23 protein-coding genes are annotated in these 21,721 nt (G+C 69.4%); 6 read left to right on the top strand and 17 right to left on the bottom strand.

All coding sequences use genetic code 11. The annotated features are described in order from the left end of the window. Positions 1-14: 14 nt before the first annotated feature. The 4 genes from AC3EO7_RS14105 to AC3EO7_RS14090 all read right to left on the bottom strand — a co-directional run bounded on the left by AC3EO7_RS14105 (position 15) and on the right by AC3EO7_RS14090 (position 4,643). Positions 15-1,805 carry a S8 family peptidase gene (locus AC3EO7_RS14105; protein WP_431969942.1) on the bottom strand — a complete coding sequence of 597 codons (1,791 nt, stop codon included), beginning with the start codon at positions 1,803-1,805 and terminating at the stop codon, positions 15-17. 122 nt (positions 1,806-1,927) lie between these two features. Beyond that, the gene (locus AC3EO7_RS14100) at positions 1,928-2,662 is read right to left on the bottom strand and encodes a TetR/AcrR family transcriptional regulator (protein ID WP_431969941.1); all 735 of its coding nucleotides are present in this window, start codon (positions 2,660-2,662) and stop codon (positions 1,928-1,930) included. Continuing rightward, positions 2,659-3,885: a cytochrome P450 gene (locus AC3EO7_RS14095; protein WP_431969940.1), complete on the bottom strand. Its 1,227-nt coding sequence runs from the start codon at positions 3,883-3,885 to the stop codon at positions 2,659-2,661. Before AC3EO7_RS14095 ends, AC3EO7_RS14100 begins: the two co-directional genes overlap by 4 nt. A gap of 95 nt (positions 3,886-3,980) precedes the next feature. Continuing rightward, positions 3,981-4,643, bottom strand: coding sequence for a TetR/AcrR family transcriptional regulator (locus AC3EO7_RS14090; RefSeq protein WP_431969939.1), 663 nt, complete (start codon positions 4,641-4,643; stop codon positions 3,981-3,983). Between the two features lie 80 nt (positions 4,644-4,723). On the opposite strand from AC3EO7_RS14090, the gene AC3EO7_RS14085 reads away from it, so the two are divergent. Further along, positions 4,724-6,274, top strand: coding sequence for a succinic semialdehyde dehydrogenase (locus AC3EO7_RS14085; RefSeq protein WP_435591403.1), 1,551 nt, complete (start codon positions 4,724-4,726; stop codon positions 6,272-6,274). 78 nt (positions 6,275-6,352) lie between these two features. On the opposite strand, the gene fadD8 is transcribed toward AC3EO7_RS14085, so the two are convergent. The 8 genes from fadD8 to AC3EO7_RS14045 all read right to left on the bottom strand — a co-directional run bounded on the left by fadD8 (position 6,353) and on the right by AC3EO7_RS14045 (position 14,505). Further along, the gene (gene fadD8 / locus AC3EO7_RS14080) at positions 6,353-7,957 is read right to left on the bottom strand and encodes a fatty-acid--CoA ligase FadD8 (protein WP_435591402.1); all 1,605 of its coding nucleotides are present in this window, start codon (positions 7,955-7,957) and stop codon (positions 6,353-6,355) included. A gap of 48 nt (positions 7,958-8,005) precedes the next feature. Continuing rightward, positions 8,006-9,196, bottom strand: coding sequence for a thiolase C-terminal domain-containing protein (locus AC3EO7_RS14075; RefSeq protein ID WP_435591401.1), 1,191 nt, complete (start codon positions 9,194-9,196; stop codon positions 8,006-8,008). Positions 9,197-9,302: 106 nt separating this feature from the next. Next, complete coding sequence (locus AC3EO7_RS14070; protein ID WP_431969935.1) at positions 9,303-10,463, bottom strand: thiolase domain-containing protein; 1,161 nt, start codon at positions 10,461-10,463, stop codon at positions 9,303-9,305. Continuing rightward, positions 10,460-11,536 carry a lipid-transfer protein gene (locus AC3EO7_RS14065; protein ID WP_435591400.1) on the bottom strand — a complete coding sequence of 359 codons (1,077 nt, stop codon included), beginning with the start codon at positions 11,534-11,536 and terminating at the stop codon, positions 10,460-10,462. The genes AC3EO7_RS14070 and AC3EO7_RS14065 overlap by 4 nt, the downstream gene beginning before the upstream one ends. Beyond that, entirely contained in the window at positions 11,529-12,011 is a 483-nt protein-coding gene (locus AC3EO7_RS14060) for a Zn-ribbon domain-containing OB-fold protein (protein WP_435591399.1), read from the bottom strand. Before AC3EO7_RS14060 ends, AC3EO7_RS14065 begins: the two co-directional genes overlap by 8 nt. Next, the gene (locus AC3EO7_RS14055; RefSeq protein ID WP_435591398.1) at positions 12,004-12,462 is read right to left on the bottom strand and encodes a Zn-ribbon domain-containing OB-fold protein; all 459 of its coding nucleotides are present in this window, start codon (positions 12,460-12,462) and stop codon (positions 12,004-12,006) included. The genes AC3EO7_RS14060 and AC3EO7_RS14055 overlap by 8 nt, the downstream gene beginning before the upstream one ends. 85 nt (positions 12,463-12,547) lie before the next feature. Continuing rightward, positions 12,548-13,474, bottom strand: a complete 927-nt coding sequence (locus tag AC3EO7_RS14050; protein ID WP_435591397.1) for an NAD(P)H-dependent flavin oxidoreductase — start codon at positions 13,472-13,474, stop codon at positions 12,548-12,550. A 182-nt stretch (positions 13,475-13,656) separates the two neighbouring features. Then, on the bottom strand, positions 13,657-14,505 hold the full coding sequence (locus tag AC3EO7_RS14045) for a hypothetical protein (RefSeq protein WP_431969930.1): 849 nt from the start codon (positions 14,503-14,505) through the stop codon (positions 13,657-13,659). 177 nt (positions 14,506-14,682) lie between these two features. On the opposite strand from AC3EO7_RS14045, the gene AC3EO7_RS14040 reads away from it, so the two are divergent. The 3 genes from AC3EO7_RS14040 (at position 14,683) to AC3EO7_RS14030 (ending at position 16,082) form a co-directional block, all read left to right on the top strand. Continuing rightward, complete coding sequence (locus tag AC3EO7_RS14040) at positions 14,683-15,018, top strand: hypothetical protein (RefSeq protein ID WP_431969929.1); 336 nt, start codon at positions 14,683-14,685, stop codon at positions 15,016-15,018. Between the two features lie 137 nt (positions 15,019-15,155). After that, a complete protein-coding gene (locus AC3EO7_RS14035; protein ID WP_431969928.1) occupies positions 15,156-15,362 on the top strand; it encodes an EF-hand domain-containing protein in 207 nt (68 codons plus the stop codon). Between the two features lie 312 nt (positions 15,363-15,674). Continuing rightward, complete coding sequence (locus tag AC3EO7_RS14030; RefSeq protein ID WP_435591396.1) at positions 15,675-16,082, top strand: hypothetical protein; 408 nt, start codon at positions 15,675-15,677, stop codon at positions 16,080-16,082. Here AC3EO7_RS14030 and AC3EO7_RS14025 read toward each other — a convergent pair. Beyond that, complete coding sequence (locus AC3EO7_RS14025; protein ID WP_431969926.1) at positions 16,072-16,641, bottom strand: TetR/AcrR family transcriptional regulator; 570 nt, start codon at positions 16,639-16,641, stop codon at positions 16,072-16,074. The two genes, AC3EO7_RS14030 and AC3EO7_RS14025, sit on opposite strands and share 11 nt — an antisense overlap. A gap of 64 nt (positions 16,642-16,705) precedes the next feature. Here AC3EO7_RS14025 and AC3EO7_RS14020 point away from each other — a divergent pair, with 64 nt between their 5' ends. Both AC3EO7_RS14020 and AC3EO7_RS14015 read left to right on the top strand, forming a co-directional pair. Then, positions 16,706-18,028, top strand: a complete 1,323-nt coding sequence (locus AC3EO7_RS14020) for a flavin monoamine oxidase family protein (protein ID WP_435591395.1) — start codon at positions 16,706-16,708, stop codon at positions 18,026-18,028. A 51-nt stretch (positions 18,029-18,079) separates the two neighbouring features. Beyond that, on the top strand, positions 18,080-18,952 hold the full coding sequence (locus AC3EO7_RS14015) for an LLM class F420-dependent oxidoreductase (RefSeq protein ID WP_431969924.1): 873 nt from the start codon (positions 18,080-18,082) through the stop codon (positions 18,950-18,952). A gap of 116 nt (positions 18,953-19,068) precedes the next feature. Here the strand turns inward: AC3EO7_RS14015 and AC3EO7_RS14010 are convergent, their stop codons facing one another. The 4 genes from AC3EO7_RS14010 to AC3EO7_RS13995 all read right to left on the bottom strand — a co-directional run bounded on the left by AC3EO7_RS14010 (position 19,069) and on the right by AC3EO7_RS13995 (position 21,675). Continuing rightward, positions 19,069-19,449: a VOC family protein gene (locus AC3EO7_RS14010; RefSeq protein WP_431969923.1), complete on the bottom strand. Its 381-nt coding sequence runs from the start codon at positions 19,447-19,449 to the stop codon at positions 19,069-19,071. 89 nt (positions 19,450-19,538) lie between these two features. Further along, on the bottom strand, positions 19,539-20,240 hold the full coding sequence (locus AC3EO7_RS14005; protein ID WP_431969922.1) for a helix-turn-helix transcriptional regulator: 702 nt from the start codon (positions 20,238-20,240) through the stop codon (positions 19,539-19,541). A 57-nt stretch (positions 20,241-20,297) separates the two neighbouring features. Further along, complete coding sequence (locus AC3EO7_RS14000) at positions 20,298-21,116, bottom strand: MerR family transcriptional regulator (RefSeq protein ID WP_435591394.1); 819 nt, start codon at positions 21,114-21,116, stop codon at positions 20,298-20,300. Between the two features lie 52 nt (positions 21,117-21,168). Beyond that, positions 21,169-21,675 (bottom strand): VOC family protein, encoded by a 507-nt coding sequence (locus tag AC3EO7_RS13995; RefSeq protein WP_435591393.1) that lies wholly within the window; start codon positions 21,673-21,675, stop codon positions 21,169-21,171. Positions 21,676-21,721 lie beyond the last annotated feature (46 nt).

Here is a 21,721-nt window from a genome sequence, read left to right as displayed (position 1 = left end):
TCCTTCCGGGAGTTTCACACTGACTGCAGGGCGCGCATGAGATCGACGAGTCCGCCGCCCTGGAACGCGCGATCGCGGTTGAGCGAGGTCGCCGACTCGACGAAGATACGCTTGACGGCTTCGGGATCGCCGATGAACTCGCGCTGCACCGAGAGGAACGCCGCGACCGCGCCGGAGACGTGCGGGGCGGCCATGCTGGTGCCGGTGTTCTCGACATAGATCGCCATGCCGTCGACGCCGTGCTCGAGCGTGCGCTCGACCGGCAACAGCATCTCGCCCGCGGCGGCCGAGGCGATCCGCTCGCCGGGCGCGACGAGATCGGGTTTGCACCGCCCGTCCGCGGTCGGTCCGCGCGACGAGAAGTACGAGATGCCATACGAATGCGGCGCGTCCTTGTGCGTGGAACCGACGGTGATGGCGCGCTCGGCGTTGCCGGGGTCGTTGATGGTCATCGCCGCGCTGAATTTCTTCACGTCCGACATCTTCGGATCGAGCGTGATGTAGGCGGAGTTGCCCGCGGCGACCACCACGACGACGCCGGAGCGCACGAGCTTGTCCACCTCGAGGCACAGCGGGCTGCGTCCGCAGCCGAACCACTCGGGATCGAATTCGTAACCGAGACTGAGGTTCACGCCGTGGATGCGGGACAGCTTCCCGCCTGCGGCGTTGACCTCACGGACGTGGGCGAGCGCCTCGATCACCCGCGTGGTGCGTGCGACGAGATTGCCGCCGCCGCCGAGTACCTTGAGGCTCACCAGCTTCGCACGCGGAGCGACGCCTGCGAGGGTCGCCGGGCTGCCGACCGGTCGGGGTTTCACGATCGGCAGGCCCGGTTCGGCCACGTTGAACCGGCGCTCGGTGACGAGGATCTGGTCGGGGTTACCGTCCCAGAGCTGGAGTCCGCCCGCGATGATGCCTGCTACGTGGGTGCCGTGCCCGCTCTCGTCGTGCAGCGGGTCGCCGTGCGGATCGGTGAAATCCTTGTGCAGGCCGAGCAGCGCCGGGTCGTCGAGCGTGTGGTAGCCCTGAAAGTGTGGATGGTCGCCTTGGATGCCGGAATCGATGACGGCCCAGACGATTCCGTCGCCGTAGCTGTTGAACGATCGCTGCGCGGCCGTGGCCTTGATCGTCCTGGCGGAGGTATCGATCTGCGCGCGGATCTCGAAGTCGGGCCAGATGCGGTAGATCGCGCGGTCGGGCCAGTCGATACCGACGGCGTCGGCCGCGACAAGTCCTTCGATCTGGGTCGTGGTGAGCTCGCCGACCGCGTACTCGTCGGCGAGCCCACGCGGTACGCCGTCGGCGTCGACGTACTGCCACAGCTGCTCGACACGGGCGATCGCCGACCGCGCCCCGCCGCGGAAACGCAGGTTCAACTCGATCATCACGGGAATCGGCTCGCGCGAACGTTCGGGGCGTCCGTCGCGCTTGGCGAACTGTTCCCGCAACGGTGGCGTGAGCACTCCCGCGAGAAGCAGGTCGGAGCTCGGCTCGGCGACGCCGAGCTCGCGTTCGGGCACCTCGCGCGACCGTGTGCAGGCGGCGGGGAACGCCTCCTCGCCCGCCGCGGTCAGGCGCATGGCGTCGACGAGCCCCCGTGCGGTGAGCTCGGCCAGCGCCTCGGTGACCCGGTGATGCCAGGCGGGCTTGTCCGCCTCGTACAGCCGCGCCTGCGCATCGAATCGCGACGCGAACCGGGCGGCGACCATCGTCAGCACCGCCTGCTCGCTGATCTTGACGTACAGCGAGGAGAGCTCGCCGAGGGCGCAGAGCACACGGTCGGTCCAGAGCGAGTCGTCGCTCATGACGCGCCGCGGTCGCCTGGGGAACGCATGTCTTCTTTATCCGCCAAGCGGCCGCGTCTGTCACGAGTAGTGCACTACTTCTCTTCCCCGGCGGCCGGGCGGTGTGGCCGCGTACCGGGCGCCTAGGGCAGCTGGGGGCCGGTCAGGCCGATGCTGCCCGCGAGGTCGGCGAGAGTGGCGTCGAAGAGGGCGTCGGGATCGGTGACGGGCATCGGGTAGTTGCCGAACACCTCGAGGGTGACGTGGCCGTACAACCGTGCCCACAGTGTCATCATCAGGTAGGCCACCCCCAGGTCGAGTTTCTCGGCGGGGAACTTCTGACCCGATTCGGCGAGCATGGCGAGCAGTTCGGTCTGGAACTCGATCAGATCCTCGCGCAGCGCGCCGGGGATCGTGTCGGTCGAGGGGGTCACCAGGTCGTAGGTGGTGAGCAGCCTGCCCGCCGCGCCGAGGAAGACGCGGCCGAACGGTTCGTCGAATTGCCGCATCCCGCCGGGGTTTTCGCCGGTCGGCGAGGCGAACACCAGGGTGAACTCGTGCGGGTGGGTGAGGGCCCAGCGCCGAAAACCCTTGCAGATGGCGAACAACTGCACCACGCCGTCGTCGGGGAGTTCGGCCACCTGCCCGGCGAGATCGTCCGCCAGGTCCACGCAGATGTCCCGGCGCAGCGCCGCGACCAGGTCCTCGCGGGAGGCGTAATAGCGATACAGCGCGGGCGCGGTGATGCCGAGATCGCGCGCGATGGCGCGCAGGGTCAGCGCCTCGGGACCGTGTTCGGCCAGCACCGTCCTGGCCACTCGCCGGATGTCCGCGTCGTTCACCGCGGGCATCCGGCCCCGTCGTGCGGGTTGTGTCATTCGTATGCGACCTGCCAGCTCTTGATGCCGTTCAACCAGCCCGAGCGTAGCCGCACCGGCTCGGAAATCTCTCGCAGGTTCGGCATCACGTCGGCGATGGCGTTGAAGATCAGGTCGAGTTGCAGCCGCGCCAGGTTCGCGCCGACGCAGAAGTGCGTGCCGGTGCCGCCGAAACCCACGTGCGGGTTGGGGTTTCGGGTGACGTCGAATTCGAACGGCTTGGTGAAGCGCTCCTCGTCGAAATTGGCCGAGGCGTAGAAGAGGCCGACGCGCTGGCCCTGGCGCACGGCTTGGCCGCCGATCTCGGTGTCCTGCAACGCCGTGCGCTGGAAGGCGATCACCGGCGTCGCCCACCGGACGATCTCGTCGGGCGCGGTGCGCGGCCGCTCGGCCTTGTACAGTTCCCACTGCTCGGGGAAGTCGATGAACGCCTTCATGCCGTGGGTGGTGGCGTTGCGGGTCGTCTCGTTGCCAGCGACCGCCAAAAGGATGACGAACCAGGCGAATTCGTCCGATCCGAGCGCCTCCCCGTCGAGGTCGGCGGTGACCAGCTGGCTGACGATGTCGTCGGCCGGGCACTTGCGGCGCTCCTCGGCGAGATTCCAGGAGTAGCCCATGATCTCCGCGGTGGCCAGCTTGTGGTTGCCGTCGAAATCGGGATCGTCGTAGCCCATCATCTGATTGGACCAGTCGAACAGCTTGCCGCGGTCGGACTGTGGCACGCCGAGCAGCTCGGCGATGGCCTGCAACGGCAGCTCGCAGGCCACCTGCTGGACGAAGTCACCGCCGCCGGTCTTCTTGGCCTCGTGGACGATTCGCTCCGCGCGTTCGTGCAACGCGTCGCGCAGGCTCTGCACCGCGCGTGGCGTGAAGCCGCGCGAGATGATCCGGCGCAGCTTGTCGTGGATGGGCGGATCGGTGTTGACCAGCATGGCGCGCTGGATGTCGATCTCGTCGCGGGTGATGTCGCCGTTGAAGCGGATCACCGCGGTGTTGGCGTTGGTGGAGAAGACCTCGGAGTTCTTGGAGATCTCCTTGATGTGGTCGAGCTTGCTGACCACCCAGTACCCGCCGTCGTCGAAGCCGCTGACGCCCGTGGGCTGGTCGACCCACCAGACCGGAGCGGTCCGGCGGAGTTCGGCCCACTCCTCGACGGGGAGGCGGGTGGCGAGCAGGTCGGGATCGGTGAAGTCGAAATCGTGTGAGATGGACGGCGCGGACACGGTACCTCCTTTGGAACACGTTCCACAGGAGTGAACCACACCACACCTTTTTTGTGAACACCATTTAGTAAATCGGGTTCACCGAGTTGTGCGCGTCAGTCCGACGGTGGTCCGGCCAGGATCGCCGTGACGACGTCCACGAGTTCCGTCATCACCTGCTCGGGGCTGAGCTGGACTCCCGAGATCGCGAGCAGGTCCTGGGTTTGGTGCACGTCGCCGAGGACCTGGAAGGTCAATGTCATGGCTTGGGCGAGCCGGAAGCGGATGGTGTGGCGGGGGAGGTCGGGGAAGGCGCGGCCGAGCAAGGTCATGAAGCGGACGGCCTGATCGGCGAATCCCTCGGCGACGGTCGACAGTGCCGGATGGCCGCTGCCGAGGATGCCCGCGATGAACTTGACCCAGGATCCGCCCTCGCCGGTCGCCATCTCCCACACGGGCAGCACGAACGCCTCGGCCAAGCCGCGGGCGGTGACCGCGCCCGAGTGCTCCACGTCGTCGAGCAGGGCGGCGCGCCGGGCCGCGACCGCATCGCTTCGCTGCCGGATCAACGCCTCGATCAGGGCTTCCTTGGAGCCGAAGTGATAGTGCACCGCAGCGACATTCGCGCCCGCGGCGGACATCACCGCACGCAAGGACACCGCGTCGATGCCGCGTTCGGCGAACAGTCGCTCGGCGGCCAGTATCAGGCGCTGGTCGGTCGGCATGGCTAGTTCCGCTTCGCTGATCCGAAGCTCGGCACGGTCCGCTGCGCTGGTCACCTGCTGCATTGTAATCACCGTTCGCCCAGCGTAAACGCAATCTCTATCAACTGATGCAATCACTTGATAGAGTGCGGTGCGTGAGCACGCCGACCGTCCCCGCCCACGACTTCGCGGCACTGACCAGCCTGGTGACCGGCGATCCCTCCGACACCGTTCCGGTGGCGGAGGTCTTCACCGGAACCGTGGTGGCGGACCTGCCGCAGTCCTCGCCCGCCCACGTCGCCACGGCGTTCGTCCGCGCCCGCGCCGCCCAGGCCGAATGGGCGCGCCTGCCGGTGCGGCGTCGCCTCGCCGTGTTCGAACGCTTCCACCGCCTGGTCCTGGAGAATCACCGGACGATCACCGACTTGATCCAGATCGAGACGGGCAAGGCGCGCCGGATGGCTTTCGAAGAGCTGTGCGATATTCCGATGGTCATCAGCCACTATCTGAAGCGCGCGCCGCGAGTGCTGCGACCGGTGCGGCATCCCGGCGCTATCCCGCTGGTCAGCTCGTCGACCGAGATCCGCAAGCCGCGCGGCGTGGTCGGCGTCATCGCGCCGTGGAACTTTCCGTTCGCCATCGGCTACTGCGATGCCATCCCCGCGCTGATGGCCGGGAACGGAATCGTGCTCAAACCCGACAACCGAACCCCGCTCAGCCCGGCGTTCGGGCTGCGGCTGCTGCTCGAGGCCGGGCTTCCCGAGGGGCTGGTCCAGCTCGTGTGCGGCGAGGGTCCGGTGGTGGGGCCCGCGGTGGTGGACGGCGCCGATTTCGTGATGTTCACCGGCTCCGAGGCGACCGGGCGGCTGGTGGCGAGACAGGCGGGGGAGCGCCTCGTCGAATCGTGCCTGGAGCTGGGCGGCAAGAATCCGATGATCGTGCTGGCCGATGCCGACCTGCCCGCGGCGGTGCACAGCGCGATCAACGGCGTCTTCGCCAACACCGGTCAGCTGTGCCTGCACATCGAGCGGATCTACATTCACGAATCGGTATATGCCGCTTTCCGTGACGAGTTCACCGCGCGCGTCTCGGCGCTGCGGGTCGGGCCGGGTTACGACTTCGCTGCCGACATGGGCGCGGTGATCTCGGCCGATCAGTGCGCCCGCGTGGCGGCGCAGGTCGAGCAAGCCGAGGCCGCAGGGGCGCGCGTGCTCACCGGCGGCCGGGCGCTACCAGAACTGGGCCCGACCTTCTACGCGCCGACGGTGCTGGAGGGTGTCACCGGGGAGATGGACGTCTTCGGCGCGGAGACGTTCGGTCCCGTCGTCGCGCTGTACCCCTTCGCGACGGTCGACGAGGCGGTCGAGCTCGCAAACGACACGCGCTATGGGCTGAGCGCGAGCGTGTGGGGGCGCGACCTGCCCGCAGCGCGCGCGGTCGGTGCGCGCCTCGCCGCGGGACACGTGAACGTCAACGACTGCGCCGCGCTCGCCTACGCCGGAAAGAGCGCGCCCTCCGGCGGTTTCAAGGCCTCGGGGATGGGCGTGCGCAACGGGGACGAGGGCCTGTTGAAGTTCACCGAATCGACCAACGTGGCCACCTTGAAGCGCCAGGTACTCGGACCGAAGCCGGGTCAGCCGTACGACGAATACCTCGACCGCACCCTCACCACGCTGTCGCTGCTGCGCCGCTTCCGCATCCGGTGATCGCGAATCCGTGGCGGGAGCAGTCGCAATAACGAAACGAAACCGGCTGAGTGTCAGCCGGTTTCGCCAGTTGGTCGTTCAGTTGCCGAGCCAGTCGGCCGCCAAGGCACGCACGGCCTTCTTGTCGGGTTTGCCGAGTCCGGTGAGCGGCAGTTCGTCGATGACGAGGACGTGCTTGGGCACCTGGACCGAACCCTTGCGCTGCCGGACGGTCTCCTGGATCTCGGCGATCATCGTCTCGACGGCGGTCGAATCGCTGTGCGCGGCAGGGTCGAGCACGACGACCGCGGTGACCGCCTCGCCCCAGCGCGGGTCGGGCACGCCGACGACCGCGACGTGCGAGACCAAGGGGTGTTCGGCGACGACGTCTTCGACTTCGCGGGGAAAGACGTTGAATCCGCCGGTGACCACCATGTCCTTGCTGCGCCCGACGATGTGCAGGAAGCCGTCCGCGTCCTGGCGGGCGAGATCACCGGTGCGCAGCCAGCCGTCGCGGAAGGTCTCCGCGGTCGCCTCGGGCTTGTTCAGGTAGCCGGCGGCGACCAGCGGCCCGGAGACGCAGATCTCGCCGACCTCGTCGGGCGCGACCACCTTGTCGTCGCCATCGAGCAGCGCGACGCGCAGCGCGGCCGAGGGACGTCCGCAGGAGGTGAGGCGCTGCGAATCGTGTTCGCGCTTCCCGAGATAGCTGATGGCCATCGGCGCCTCGGACTGCCCGAAGTACTGCGCGAAGATCGGCCCGAAACGCTCGATCGCCTGCGTCAACCGGGTCGGGTCGATGGCCGAGGCGCCGTAGTACACCGTCTCCAGCGAGGACAGGTCGCGGGTCGCGAGATCCGGATGGTCGAGCAGCGCGTAGAGCATCGACGGCACCAGCATGGTCGCGGTGATCCGATGCTCCTCGATGGCGCGCAGCACCTCGCCCGGCTCGAAGCGGGGGAGTACCACGCACTGCCCGCCGAGCAGGACCACGGGGAGGAAGAAGGCGGCGCCCGCGTGCGACAGCGGCGTGCAGATCAGGAACTTCGGTCGTTGCGGCCATTCCCATTCCGACAGCTGGATCTGGGTCATCGTCGCCATGGTGAGCGCGGATCCGATGACGCCCTTGGGTTTTCCCGTGGTGCCGCCGGTGTAGCTGATCGAGACCACGTCGTCCGGCGACAGGTCGGTGGCCTCGATCGGCTCCGGATCGACCGCCGCGGCGGCCGCCGTCAGATCGATGCCGACGTCGGCCAGCTCCGGCGGCACCGCGCCGAGCACGAGGACGCGATTCAGCCGCGGCACCCGGTCGACGAGTTCGCGGGCGCGCTGGACGAAAGCGGGTACCGGATCGAGTACCAGGGTGGTGATCTCCGCGTCGTCCAAGACGTAGGCGTGGTCGTCCAGTCCGCCCATCGGATGCAGCGCGGTGCGCCGATAGCCGCGGACTTGTCCCGCGGCGATGGTGAACAACACCTCGGGCCGGTTCATGGCCAGAACACCGACAGGCGTGCCGGTGCCGACGCCGTTGGCCGCGAACGCGGCGGCGTAGCGGCTGATCGCATCGAGCACGTCGGCGCCGGTGAGGACGGTGTCGCCGAGGGTGAGCACCGGATCGTGCCGGTGCCTGCGAAGACCGGCCAGCAGGCTGTGACCGTTGTGCACCGGCAGTCGCAGGTGAGTGTCGTGATCGATTGTCGTCATGGATGTTTCAGCTCCGAAGGCTCGTCGTTGACCATTGTTCGGCCCGGCTCAGGCCGGCGCGGCGTAGAGGGTGACGACGCACGCGCCGCCGAGACCGAGGTTGTGCGCCAAAGCGATCCGCGCGTCCGGTACCTGCCGCTCGGCGGCGAGTCCGCGCAACTGCCAGGAGAGTTCGGCCGTCTGCGCCAGTCCGGTCGCGCCGAGCGGGTGTCCCTTGGAAATGAGCCCGCCGGACGGATTGACCACCCAGTCGCCGCCGTAGGTGGTGGCGCCGGATTCCACCAGCGCGCCCGATTCGCCCTCCCCGCACAGGCCGAGCGCCTCGTAGGTGATGAGTTCGTTGATCGAGAAGCAGTCGTGCAGTTCGATCACGTCGACCTCGTCGATGGCGATCCCCGCGGTGTCGAGGGCGCGCCGGGACGCGATGCGGGTCATCGGAGCTCCGACGACATCGATCATCGACGCGGTGGAGAACGCGGTCTCGTCGTCGGTGACCAGTTCCTGCGCGAGGATCTCCACGGCCTGCGCCTCCAGCCCGTGCTCGCGCACCACGTCCTCGCTCACCAGCACGGCCGCCGCGGCGCCGTCCGACATCGGCGAGCACTGCGAACGGGTGAGCGGGCCGTGCACCGGCGCGTCGCCGAGCACCTGCTCCAGGGTGTAGGCATTCTGGAACTGCGCCAAGGGATTACGCGTCGAGTGCGCGTGATTCTTCACCGCGACGGCGGCCAGCTGTTCGGGCGTCGTGCCGTAGCGCTTGCCGTGCTCGAGCGCGGCGTTGCCGAAGAACTGCGTGGTCATCGGCGCGCGGCCGAAGTCGTACTGGGCGGCCATGACTCGCAGGTGCGCGTCGACGGTGGTGGTCTTCGGTGGTGTCGCGGGCCCGGCCATGGCTTCCTTGGTCATCTGCTCGAATCCGACGGCGAGCGCCACGTCCGCGAGCCCCGCGCCGACCCATTCGCGCGCCAGCATGAGCGCGGTGGAGCCGGTGGCGCAGTTGTTGTTGACGTTGACCACCGGAATGCCGGTCATGCCGGCGTCGTAGAGGGCGCGCTGTCCCGCCGCGGAGGGCTGGAACACATAGCCGACCGCGGCGCGCTGGACCCGGTCGTAACCGAGCCCGGCATCGCCGAGCGCGTCGCGCACCGCCGCGCCGACCATCTCCGGATAGGTCCACGCCATGGACCCGATCTTGACGAACGGCGTCATGCCGACGCCGACGACGAACACCCGTCGCATCCTCGCACTCCTGTCTCGGTTCATCGCCGCTCTCGCAGCGGTTTCGCACGCCTCGCACGGGTTGTGGCCGCTGCGAGGCGTGTGGAAGGTCTGCACGGAATCCGGTTCACGTGGTGGGCCGTTCGGCGCCGACGACCCAGAGCGCGTGGAACTGGGAGGCGCCGCCCATGGCGTGGCCGATGGCCAGCCGGGCGTCGGGGACCTGATGCTCGCCCGCCAGGCCGCGGACCTGAAGGGCGGCCTCGAGGAAGCGGATCAGCCCGGTCGCCCCGGTGGGGTTGCCGGACAGTACGCCGCCGGACGGGTTGATCGGCAGCGCCCCGCCGAAACGGGTGGTGCCGTCGTCGACGAGCTTCCAGCCCTGGTGCAGCGGGGCGAGGCCGATGTTCTCCAGCCACATCGGTTCGTACCAGCTGTACGGGATGTACAGCTCGGCGACGTCGACTTCCCTTGCGGGGTCGGCGATTCCGGCTTGCCGGTAGGCGTCGGCAGCGCATTCGGCGCCCGCACGCGGGTTGACCTCGTCGCGCCCGGCGAAGTGCCCGGTCTCGGTGCGGAACGCCATGCCGTGGATCCACGCGGGCGGGCGGGCCGGACTCCCGACCTCCGATTCCGCGGACAGCACGATCGCCGCGGCGCCGTCGGAGGAGGGGCAGGACTCCAGATAGCGGATCGGGTCCCACAGCATGCGGGACTCCTTGACCTTCTCCACGGTGATGTCGGGCATGTGCACGTGCGCGTACGGGTTGCGGATCGCGTTGCGCCGGTGGTTGACCGCCACCTGCCAGCCGATGTGCTCGGGCGCACCGGACCGGCGGATGTACTCGCGGATGACGGGCGCGAAATGACCGCCCGCGCCCGCGCCCAGTTTGGCGCTGAACGGCAGACCGCGCGAGAGGGCCCAGGTGAAATTGCCTTCGGACTCTTTGGAATACGCCGCGACCAGCACGCGCCTCGCCAACCCAGCCTCGATCAGGTGCGCGCCGTAGATGGCCGCGTGCCCGCCGACGCTGCCGCCGGTGAAGACCCTGGTCACCGGGAGCCCGCGGGCGCCGAGCGCGTCGGCGAGATAGAGCTCCGGATTCATCACCCCGTCGAACAGATCCGGTGTCTTGGACAGCACGACGGCGTCGACATCGCCCAGTTCGAGCTCCGCGTCGGCCATCGCGGCCGCGACCGCTTCGCGCACCAGCGCGCCGATGGTCACCTCGCGGCGCTTGGCCTGCTTGCCCTGACCGATGCCGATGACGGCGACGGGTTCACTCATGCCGGGTCTCCTTCCAGCAGGCAGACCAGATTCTGTTGCAGCGCTTGACCGTTCGTGGCATGTGCGAGAGCGCGTCGCGCCAGCCCCGAGCGAATCCCCTTGGCGGCCTCGGCGATTCGGATCAGGCCCGTCGCGGTGGTCGGCCTGCCCGCCAGCGGCCCACCCGACGGATTGATCGCCGTCGCCGCGCCGAGGCCGAGCTCGCGAACCAAGAGGGGTTCCTGCGCGGAGTATTCGACGTGCAGCTCGGCGATCTCGACCCGGCCCGCGTCGAAGCCCGCGGCCTTCGCCGCGCGGACGGCCGCGAGTCCGGCGGAGGGAGCCCTGGTCAGATCCCGCGACCCCGGATAGTGCCCGTCCATCCGGTGGTCGATGCCGCGCACCCAGGCCGGACGCTCGCACAGCGATCTCGCCACGTCGCCCGCGGCGAGTACGACCACGGCCGCCGCGTCGCCGACCGGTGACACGTCGTGGCGGCGCAGAGGCGCTGCCACATACGGTTCGGCGAGCAACTCGTCGATCTCGTAGTCGCCCGAGACCTGCGCGTGCGGATTCTTCGTGGCATCCGCCAGGCTGCGCGCGACGATCCGTGCCATCTCGCGTTCGGTCGTCAGCTCGGACTGGAGCAGCGCGCAGGCCTGGATGCCCGCGATCGCGTCGCGGTGCGGTCGCAGCGGCGTGAGGTAATACGGATCCAGCTGGGCGGGCACGACTTGGTCGAGGTCGCGTGGCAGGGACCCGCGGCCGATCCCGTACACCAGGGCGATATCGCCGTGCCCGAGCTGAAGCCACGACCACGCCTCGTGGAACGCCCACGCCGCGTCCATCTCCACGTGGGACTCCACGATCGGCGGCCACGCGCCGACGGCGTCGAGCGAGTCAATGTAGGCGAAGGTGCGTCCCTCGTGGAAGTCGTGGCTGCCGGAACACACGAAATCGACCCGGTCGCGGTCGAGCGGGATTCCGGCGAGCGCCTCGCGGATCACCGGAAGCAAAATGCCCGCCATGTCGTCGCGCCGGTTCGCGGCGAGGCACGCGGACTGTGCCGAGCCCACGATGGCGACCTCACGCATGCGGAACCTCCTGGCTCGACACGGGGCGGTAGTGGCGAATGCTCATCCAGGACGGCTCGAGATCGGCGCCCTCGCGCCAGACCGGTTCGACCTCCATGCCGATGTGGACCTCGGCGATCTCGACCTCGCGAATCAGGTGCATCAGCCGGGTGTCGGCGCCGTGCGGCTGGATGTAGGCCACCACGTAGGGCGGATCGATCTCCTGCCCGGGGAAGGGGAAGCTGACGACGCAGAAGGTGGAGACGACTCCGCGCCCGTCGAGTGGGGTGGGTTCGCCGAGCTCGACGAGGCAGCGTGCGCAGAATTCCGGCGCGGGCAGGTAGACGTGGCGGCACGACGGGCAGGTGGCCGCCAGCAGCTTGCGCTCGGACAGGCCGCGCAGGAACCGCGAGCGCCCGACGCCCGCGACGAACGTGTATTCCATCCGCAGCGGGGTCGGCATCAGCGAAACCGGTTCCGGCAGTGGGCTATTCATCGCCTTCCTCCGGCTCGAAACAGCGCAGGTCGGACAGCACGCCGTGGCGTTCGTCCGCCCACCGCGCCCGTACTCGCAGGCCGCGCCGGATTCGCGCCGGATCGCCGCCGACGTCGAGGGCGTGGAAGAACGTGCCCTCCGTGCCGTCGACGGCGATCAACGCCCAGGCGAAGTCGCCGTCGACCGGATCGCCGGGGCGGCCACGCACCCAGGTCCACGACTCGACGGAGCCGACCGGGGCGAGCTCGACGAGCTCGCTGAGCCCCCCGCCGGTCACCGGATCGAACTCGGGCGGCGGGCAGACCACCGTGCCGCGCTCGGTCCGCGCGCCGAACAACCGCCGCTCGCGCAGACCGGCGAGGAAGGTTCCGACGACCGGTCCCACCGTTCGCTCGAACGGGAACTCGATCTCATACGGGGCGCGCAGGCCCTCGTCGACATCAGCGGACATCGGCAGCTCCTTTCACGGCTGGAGTCTGCCTCAATCACTTGATTGAATCAAGTGCTTGAGGGCGCGGTCCGCGAGCGTCGCGGACTCACGGTGTGCGAGCGAGCAGCTCCGCCGCGCCCGAGCAGAGCTCGTCGATCACCTGGGCCGCCGGGGTGACCGCGGTGATCGCGCCGACCCCTTGACCCGCATCGATCGGTGCGGTCCGCGGATCGTCGGCGGCGACAGCGGCCGCCAGCGCGGCTCGCGCCTGCTCGTCCGTGCGCAGCGCGTCCTCGCGACCGGCCCACCGCGCGGTGAAGTCGTTGCGCAACACCCGCGCCGGGAATCGGGCGGGCCAGGGCAGTCCCATCGCCACGTCGAACGCCGTGGTGACGACGGTGTCCGTGCCGTCGGCCGCGAGCAGCGCGCGGCGGCCCGCCTCCGACAGCGACGACTCCGCGCAGGCGGCCAAGCGCGTGCCGAGCCATACGCCGCAGGCCCCCGTGGCGAGTACGGCGGCGAGACTCGCGGGCGACCCGATGCCGCCCGCGGCCAGGACCGGCGCCGAGACGGCGTCGAGTACCGCGTCCAGCAGGGGCAGCGTCGCCATCTCCACCGCGCCGTGGCCGCCGCCCTCGGCGCCACGCGCGACCAGCACGTCGATCCCGGCGTCTTCGGCACGGCGCGCCTCGGTCGCGTTGTAAACCTGTGTGGCCGTGCGGATTCCGCTGTCGCGCACGCGGGCGATCCAGGACGGATCGGTCCCGAAACTCACCGAGATCAGGGCGGGAGCCGCCGCGATGGCCACGTCCAGCAATTCGGGATCGGCGGTCACGACCCACTCGACGAGGCCGATGCCGAATCGCCCGGCGAGCGCCGTCGTGTGCCGGAGTTCCTCGCGCAGGGCCGCCGCCGATCCGGCACTCCCCATGCCGATCATCCCCAGCCCGCCCGCCGAGGTCACCGCGGCGGCCAACCGCCCGCCCGCGACGCCGCCCATCGGCGCGTTGACCACCGGCACGCGCAAGCCCATCGCTCGCGACCACTCGGTGCTCAGGCGTGACGCTGCTCGATCATCCGAAGAAAACGGTTCCCGTTGCGACGACATCCGTCCATGATGTCAGCGCCGATCCGTCCGCCCGGTCGGCTCGCGCAGCCGGGTCTCTCCGAGTGGGAGCGCACGCGCGGGCGGCGGTCGAGGACGTCGGAGCTATCTCACAGCGGATCGATGTCGAGCGGCCGCCGGGTCTGCCACGGTGGCGGGGTGAGCATGGCGGTGAGTTGGGCGTGGGTCAGTTCGGCGCGGAGTCCGGGGTCGGTCCGCAGATGGTCGAGGGCGGAGAACAGCGAGTTCGGGCTGACGCCCCACATGATCGGCGCGACCTTCCACGGGCCGTTCGGGCTGTCCTTCGGGGGCCGCAGGTGGGTCGGGGTCCTTCCCGGCGTCGGCCGGGTGGTCACCGCGGCGCGCGGGCAGCGGATCGCGATGGTCTCGGTGCCCTTCGCGTCGAACCCGGCCTCGAAATCGATCGCCTCCCAGGGAAATTCCCAATCGAAGTTGCGGGTGGTGACGCGAATGGTGTGCGGGGACAGGCAGAGCCGCGCGGCCCGCCGATACCGGATTCCGAGGCAGGCGAGGACGAGGACCGAGACGAGCAGCGCGATCCCGAAGAACATCGGTTCGAGCGCTCGTTCGAGGACGCCGATCCACAGCGCCGCGACCGCCAGCGCGGTGAGCGCGGCGAGCACCGGCGCGACACGGGTCGGCAGGTATCGCAGCACGAAGGTGGACGCCCCGTCGCCCTGGTGCACCCAAGGGCGATCCTCGATGCTGGTGACGCGATAGATCGCCCCGGTCATCGCGGCCAGCAGCAGCAGGAGCGCGGCGACGCGCACGACGAAGTCGTTGTCGGCCACCATTCCCGCGACCGAGGCCGCCGCCGCGCCGACGAGCGCGGCCGAGGACGCCAACAACCATGCGACGGCCCGGGATTCGGGCCAAACCCACCGCCAGAGGTACCCGGGCGGTGAACCGGCAGTACCGGGAACAACAGGTGTGCTCATCGCGTTCCGTTCAGGGTCCAATCACTCGCGCCGAACCTCGGTGTCCGGCGCCGTCCTGAAAAGTAACCGCATTCTCGGGGCGAACCGGTAATCAACACGGCTCGCGTTTCGCCGGGGAACAACACGCGTACACCGAGACCCGGGAAGACCGGTCGGTTTCTGGCAAAGTGCATGGGTATGAGCGATCAGGACACCGAACTGATCTACCTCGTAGAGATCTCCCGCCCCGGCCGGACGCAGGAGCTGTGGTGGCGCGTCGGCAACGTGGGCACACCGGCGCAGACGTCGGCGGCGCTCGCCGAACTCGCCAGGCGCGTCTGCCGAGATCTCCTCTCGCCGGAGCCGCGGCGTTGCGATCGCGCGCGGCGCTGCTGGTATCACTGCCGGGTGTCCTGGCCCGACGGAGTCGTGCTCGACGAAGTCGAGGGGCGCGTGCAGGCGTTCTTGCTTGCCGTCGAATTGTGGCGGGTATCGGCGATCGCGGGGTCGGCCACCAAAGAGGTCGGCGGGTAGATGTCGCGGTCGCGCGATTTTCGCACACGCAATACCGCGCCCGACTATCCTTGACGGGTCAGTTTCTCCAACACGGCTCGATACCTGTCCTCTCGGGGTGGCAGCAGCCGCCCCCTAGAAGCTAGGGAGAGAACCGCATGGATATTCAGGACATTCACCGGAAATTCGATGCGATGGACATCGACGGCGATGGTTACATCGACCGCGAGGAGTTCATTCAGCACTACGGCGACCAGGTTCGGGACATCGACATCCTGATGTCCCGGTTCGACGAGGTCGACATCGACGGCGACGGCAGGATCAGCAGGGATGAATTCCTGACTGCGGCTCGCGCGCCGCTCTGAGCAGACCCGGCGTCGACGGAGCGCCCGCTGCGCGCCGCGATCGCAACCCGCGAGGGCCCCTCTGGCCGAGGGGTCCTCGCGGCATGCCGCCATCGCGGTAACGGTCATCGCGACTCTGCCGATCTATGGTGAAACCCCCTGCTGGACAGAGGATTCCCATGGGCGTGTGGCAGAGTCTCGAGGTCCCCGGATACGGTCGGTTGACCGTTCGCGACGACGCGGAGGTCCGCTCGATCGACGCGCCGGGGGAGGTCTTCGACGACGCGATCGTTCTCGAGTTCGAGTCGAACGCGGCTCTGCCGCCCGACTCAGGTGCATTTCCTGCAATTCGCCGCGCACGAATTACGTGTGCACGGCGCGAACGGTGATTCCTCCGCCTATGGCGACCCGGTGTGGTCGATCGATTCCGGTCGATTGTCCTGGCACGTCGACACTTTGCCGCCCCAGGGAACCGGAAGCAATGCGGCGGCCATCAGGCCGTGGTACGACGCGGGCGCGAATCATTCGGCCGATGGCGCGACGCTGACGATGGCGGACCGGCCCGGATTCCGCGTGCCCACCGCCGTCGAGTCCATCTTCGATCGACTGGAGTCGCACCCGGCGAATCAGGCCGAGATATCCCGCTGCGGCGCCCCGGTATCGGCGGACTACATTCAGCATTTCGACACCTACGTCGTCGGTGTGCGGCCCGCGGGTGCGGGCGCTGCGGCTACCCGGTAAGGCCCAAGGCGCCCCACGTCGTGGCGAGAACCTGCCGACGGCGGTCCTGCGGCCACGGCGCGCCCTCGTCGAACGCGCCGACGACGAGGCCGTCCACGACGACGTTGAGCAGATCGGCCGCGTGCTCGAGCTCCGCGACTCCCGCCTCGCGCAACATGTTTCGGAGCCGGGCGTCCCACCAGGCGTTGAACGCGTCCAGTTCCGCGCGCAGGACCGGTTCGGTGGGGGCGGCGACGATCAGCGCGAGCCAGAACCGGTGCGTCGCTTCGTCGGCGGTGAGCACCGCCCACTCGATGAGGGCGCGCGCGGCCGTCGCGCCGCGGTGGCCCGCCATGGCGTTCTCGGCCTGCTCGCGACGCGCTTCGATCTCGCGCCGCACCGCGACGCGCAGCATCTCGTCCCGGCCGCCGACGTAGTGCGTCACCACCGAGGTGGACGCGCCGACGCGTTCGGCCACCGAGCGGATGGTCACCGCCGCGAATCCCGAGTCGACGGCGAGGGCGACGACGGCGTCGCCGATCGCGGAGAGGCGGGCGGTGCGATCGACCGTGCGGGGCATGGCCGCAGTCTAGCATTTGTGCAACACTTGTTTTACAACAAGCGTTTCATATAAGGAGTTGGCGATGGAGCAGGCGACCGTCGCGGTCATCGGCGCCGGATTCGCGGGCCTGACCGCGGCACGCGCTTTGCACGCGCACGGCATCGACGTACGCGTCCTGGAAGCGGCCGATCGGGTCGGCGGACGGGCGCAGACCGAGCGTTCGGCGGCGGGTACGCCGGTGGATCTCGGCGGCCATTGGATCGGCCACCACCACGCCCGAATGATCTCGCTGGCAGAGGGATTCGGCATGACTCTGTTCCCGACTCCGGAGATCGGCGAAGCTGTCGTCCTCGAAGGCGGGCGACGGATACGGATCGGCCCGCTCACCATGGCCGCGGCCGCGGCGGCGCTGCTGCGGCTGGAGTTGCTGGCGCGCACGGGTGCAGGCCCCAGGTGGGACGACGTCACGGTGGCGGACTGGGTGGCCGGGATTCTCGGCGGTCGCGCGCGTCGCCTGGTCGAGGCGGTCCTGCCCGAGGCGACGGCCTGCGACCTCGACCGCATCTCCGTCGGCGCGCTCGCCGTCGGTATTCGCTCGGCGGGCGGGCTGCGGACCTTGCTCGGCACGGCGGGCGGCGCACAGGAATCGCTGCTCTCGGGCGGGGCGGGCGGGCTGGCCGAAAAGCTGGCCGCCGAGCTGGGCTCCGCCGTCCATCTCGGCAGGCCCGCGACCGCGGTCACCCGGTCGGCCGACGGCGTCACCATCGCCACCCCGGCGGGTTCGGTGCGCGCGGCGCGGGCGATCGTCGCCGTGCCCGCGCCGGTCGCCGCCGGAATACGACACCATCCACCGCTGCCACGCGAGCGCGCATACGTTCAGGACAACCTCAGGATGGGCACGATCTACAAGGCGATCGCCGTCTACGACAGGCCGTTCTGGCGCGAACGCGGGCTCAGCGGCGCGATCGTCGCCCTCGACGGGCCGGTGCCTGCGGCCTTCGACGTTTCACCGCCCGGCGGCCCCGGCCATCTGTGCGTGCTGATTCCCGGCCGTGCCGCCGAAGCGCTCGACCGGCTCACCGCCGCCGAGCGGCGCGACACGGTGCTGGCCGCGGTGGCGGGTCAGCTCGGGTACGCGACGATGAATCCGCTGAGCTGGCACGAGAAGTCCTGGCACCTCGATCCCCATGTCGGCGGCGGTTACACGGCGATTCCGCGCCCCGGCGCGCTCGACGCGCTCGCCGACGCGGCGCTGCCGACCGGGCCGATCCATTGGGCGGGCAGCGAAACCGCGTCGCGGTGGAGCGGTTACCTGGAAGGCGCGGTCGTCTCCGGTGAACGCGCCGCCGACGAGGTCCTCGCGGCATTGGGCTCGACTTGCCTTGGAGTGCACTCCAAGTCGTAGCGTGAGGGCGCAGGCTTGCCGAAGCTTGCCGACACACGAGGAGATCACAAGATGGAGCTCGGCTTTCACATACCGATCTTCGACATCGACGGTGGGACCACCGCCATCGCCGGTGAATTGGCCAGGGTGGGCGCGGCGGCCGAAGCGTCGGGCGCGACCTGGTTGTCTTTCATGGATCACTATTTCCAGATCGAGCCGACCGGCCGTCCCGCGGAAGCGAACATGCTGGAGGGCTACACCACGCTCGGTTTCCTTGCCGCGCACACCTCGACGATCGACCTCGCCCTGCTCGTCACGGGCGTGACGTACCGGCATCCCGGTCTGCTCGCGAAGATCGTCACCACGCTCGATGTGCTGTCGGGCGGGCGGGCCGTGCTCGGGATCGGGGCCGCCTGGTTCGAGCGCGAGCACCGCGGGCTCGGCGTGGCGTTCCCCTCGGTCGCCGAACGGTTCGAGCGACTCGAGGAGGCTCTGCGCATCTGCGGACAGATGTGGGATCCGGCGAACAACGGACCGTTCGAGGGCAAGCACTACCAGCTGGCCGAGACACTGTGTTCGCCGCAGCCGATCAACCGTCCCAAGGTGATGATCGGCGGCGGCGGGGAACGCAAGACGCTGCGACTGGTCGCGCAGTACGCCGATGCGTGCAACCTGTTCGGCACGCCCCAGGATGTCGAACACAAGCTCGACGTCTTGCGCAGGCACTGCGACGAGGTCGGTCGCGACTACGACGAGATCCGCAAGACGATCATGGCGAACAGTCCGCGGCCGACCCTCGACACCCGCGACGAATTCGTCCGGGCGATGGCCGATTACGCCAAGCTCGGCGTGCAGGCCGTCATGGTCATCCCGACGACCGGATCGCCTGCCGCGTGGATCGACGATTTCGCGCCGGCCGTTTCGCAGCTGGCCGACCTCGGCTAGGACGTACCTTCGCCTTCGTTCCGGCCACGCGCGTTCCGGGGCCGCCTCGATCAGTGGTTCGTCACGCCTCCCGGCGCATCGTCCTCGATGCGCCGGGAGCCGTGCTCACCGTTCGATCACGCCGACGGCGCGGGGCTGAAGACGCCGAAATGGTTGCCGGAGGTGTCCAGCAGATCGGCCGACACCAGACCGTCCGAGGTGGTGGCGGGCGGGGTCAGCACCTTGGCGCCCAGTGCCTCGGCGGCGGCCACGGTGGCCGCGACGTCCTCGACCATGACCAGGAAAGTAGCGTGATTGGCCGCGCTGTCCGGGGTGTGCGCGACGCCGCCGCTCGGCGCGTCGTTGCCGGGGTAGTGGATCAGTTCGTAGCCCTCGTCGTCGCTCCCGTAGGGGGCGAAGGACCAGCCGAACAGCTCGCCGTAGAACTTCTTGATCTGCTCGGGCTTGTCGCTGCCGACCTGGAACCAGGTCACCGTGTTGTACGGGGGAGTGCTCATCTATCGTCTCCGAATCTCGGGTCGTTGCCTTGCCCGATCACGATCTCCCGCCGCAGCGACAACCCCCTGTCGGTGTTTTCGAAACGGTTTCAGAGCGCGACGACCCGAAGCCCGTCGTCCGGAATGTCCCAGGCCGAGCCGTCGAACGGCCGGTGCGGCGCGGGCAGTTCGGTCGCCGCCGCCGACGCGATCCGGTCCAGCCGGAAACAGCGCGGACGGTCGCGCATCCGGCACCAGGCCGCCAGATACCAGCCATTGATCCCGCTCACCAATGCGAACGGCTCGACGTCGCGTTCGGTGCGAGCGCCGAACCGGTCGAGATAGCCGATCCGCACCACCCTGCCGACCTCGATGGCCCGTTCGATCACCGCCGGAATCCGGTGATCCTGTTCCGCGTCAACGGAATCCAGCAATCGGATGCGGGCGGCGAGATCTCGGGCGGCGACCGCGTTGCGTTCCGGCAGCACCGCGACGATCTTGCGCAATGCGCTGTGACCCGCCCGCTCGAACGGGCCACCGCGATGGCGGGCCAGCGCGACCGCGAGCGCGACGGTCTCCGCGGGCGTGAAATTCAACGGCGGCAGGGACATGCTCTTGTCCAGTGCGTACCCGCCGCGCCTGCCGACATCGGCGTAGATGGGGATACCGGCCTGCTGTAGCGCGCAGATGTCGCGTTCGATCGTCCGGACGCTCACCTCGTATCGCTCGGCCAGCTCGCGCGCGCTGCGCAGACGCGGCGAGATCGCCCGCAGTTCCTCGACTATCGCGTACAACCGATCCGTGCGGTTCACGCCGTCACCGTAGCGCCGCCCACCGACACATTCCGGCCGCAGGCCGAGCGCGCCTCGTCAGGCCCACCGCGCCGATGCGGGATCGATGCCGTTGGCGCGCGCATTGGCGTCGATGACGTCGCGCAGCCAGGCGCTCAGGCCGGTCGCCATGCGGTCGTAGTGGGCGGCGAACCCCGGATCGGTGGCGAACGTGCGCCCCAGGCAGACGTGCATCGCGTGGGTGCAGTCGAAGTACGCGCCGATCGAGGCCCGATGCCGCTCCGCCAGCGCGTTGGCCCGGTCGCTTCCTGGAACCACCCCGGCGCGGTGTGCCGCGGCGAGCTCCGCGTCGAGGGCCGCGACGTTGTCGGCGATCTGCTGCCACTGCGCGGCGGTGCGGCCCGCCGCGCGTTCGGCGTACTGCGCCCACTGCGTAGTGTCGCCCCACCGGTCGCGTGCCTGTCCGGGCCACGACGGCTGCCAGTGCGGGCCGAACAACGCCACCTGTTCCTCGTCCGACAGCAGGATGCCGGACGTCCTGGCTTCGATCACCCGATCCAGCGCGTCGCCCATCCGGTGCAGCTGGGCGACGCGCTCACGCAGCTGGGCGCGCTGCCTGCGCAGCGAGGCCATCGCCTCGGCCGACGGCGCGTCCAGCAGCTCCGCGATGTCGGTCAGCGGCACACCGAGCTCGCGGTAGACGAGCACCCGGCGAATACGGGCCAGGTCCGCCGCGGTGTAGCGCCGGTAACCGGCGTCGGTGCGCTCGGACGGCTGGACCAGCCCGATGGAATCCCAGTGGTGCAGGGCACGGACCGTGACGCCCGCCAGCGCGGCGACGGCGCCGACCGTGAGCCCGTCGGCCGGGTCGGCGTCGTCGCGAGGTCGGTGCGTCACACCGGCCAGTCTGGCAGTCACGCGGTGTCAGCCCTCGTCGGCCACGGCCGGGTCACGCTTCCGGCGCTTCGATTCCGATGGACCGCAGCATGTCGGCCTCCGGGCTGTTCGGATCGTAGGGCCGGGCCGCCGTCATGATCACCCTGGTGTGCTCCGGGGTGCGGATCTCCAGCTCCACCGAGTTCCACGGCATCGATCGCGGTCCGGTCGTGCAGCCTGGCAGCAATTCCGCACAGGCGGACGCGATCTCGTCGAGCTGGCTCAGCACGCACGAGAAGCTCACGCTCAGTGCCGAATTCACCGGGGTGTCCTCGTTCGGGACGAGCAGGACGTCCTGGAACGCCCAGCGCCGCAGGTGGGTGACACGGCCGGGAACCGAGAACAGATCGAAGAACCCGAGTCCTCTGGTCCAGAAGTCGACCGACGCGGCCAGATCCGGCGTCGGCGCGGTGACGAACATCGGCATTCCGTAGATGCCGCGGAAGAGCTCCGGTGGCGCGGCGTCCAGGGCGGGGATCGGGACGGGGCCGATATCGAAGGCGGGGAATGTGTCGGTCATGACGTCATCGTCGAGCCTTACGCAACGTCAGGGTCAAGTCGCCGCG

It is taken from the genome of Nocardia sp. bgisy118, from assembly GCF_057708605.1.
This window is presented reverse-complemented; position numbering and strand designations above follow the sequence as displayed.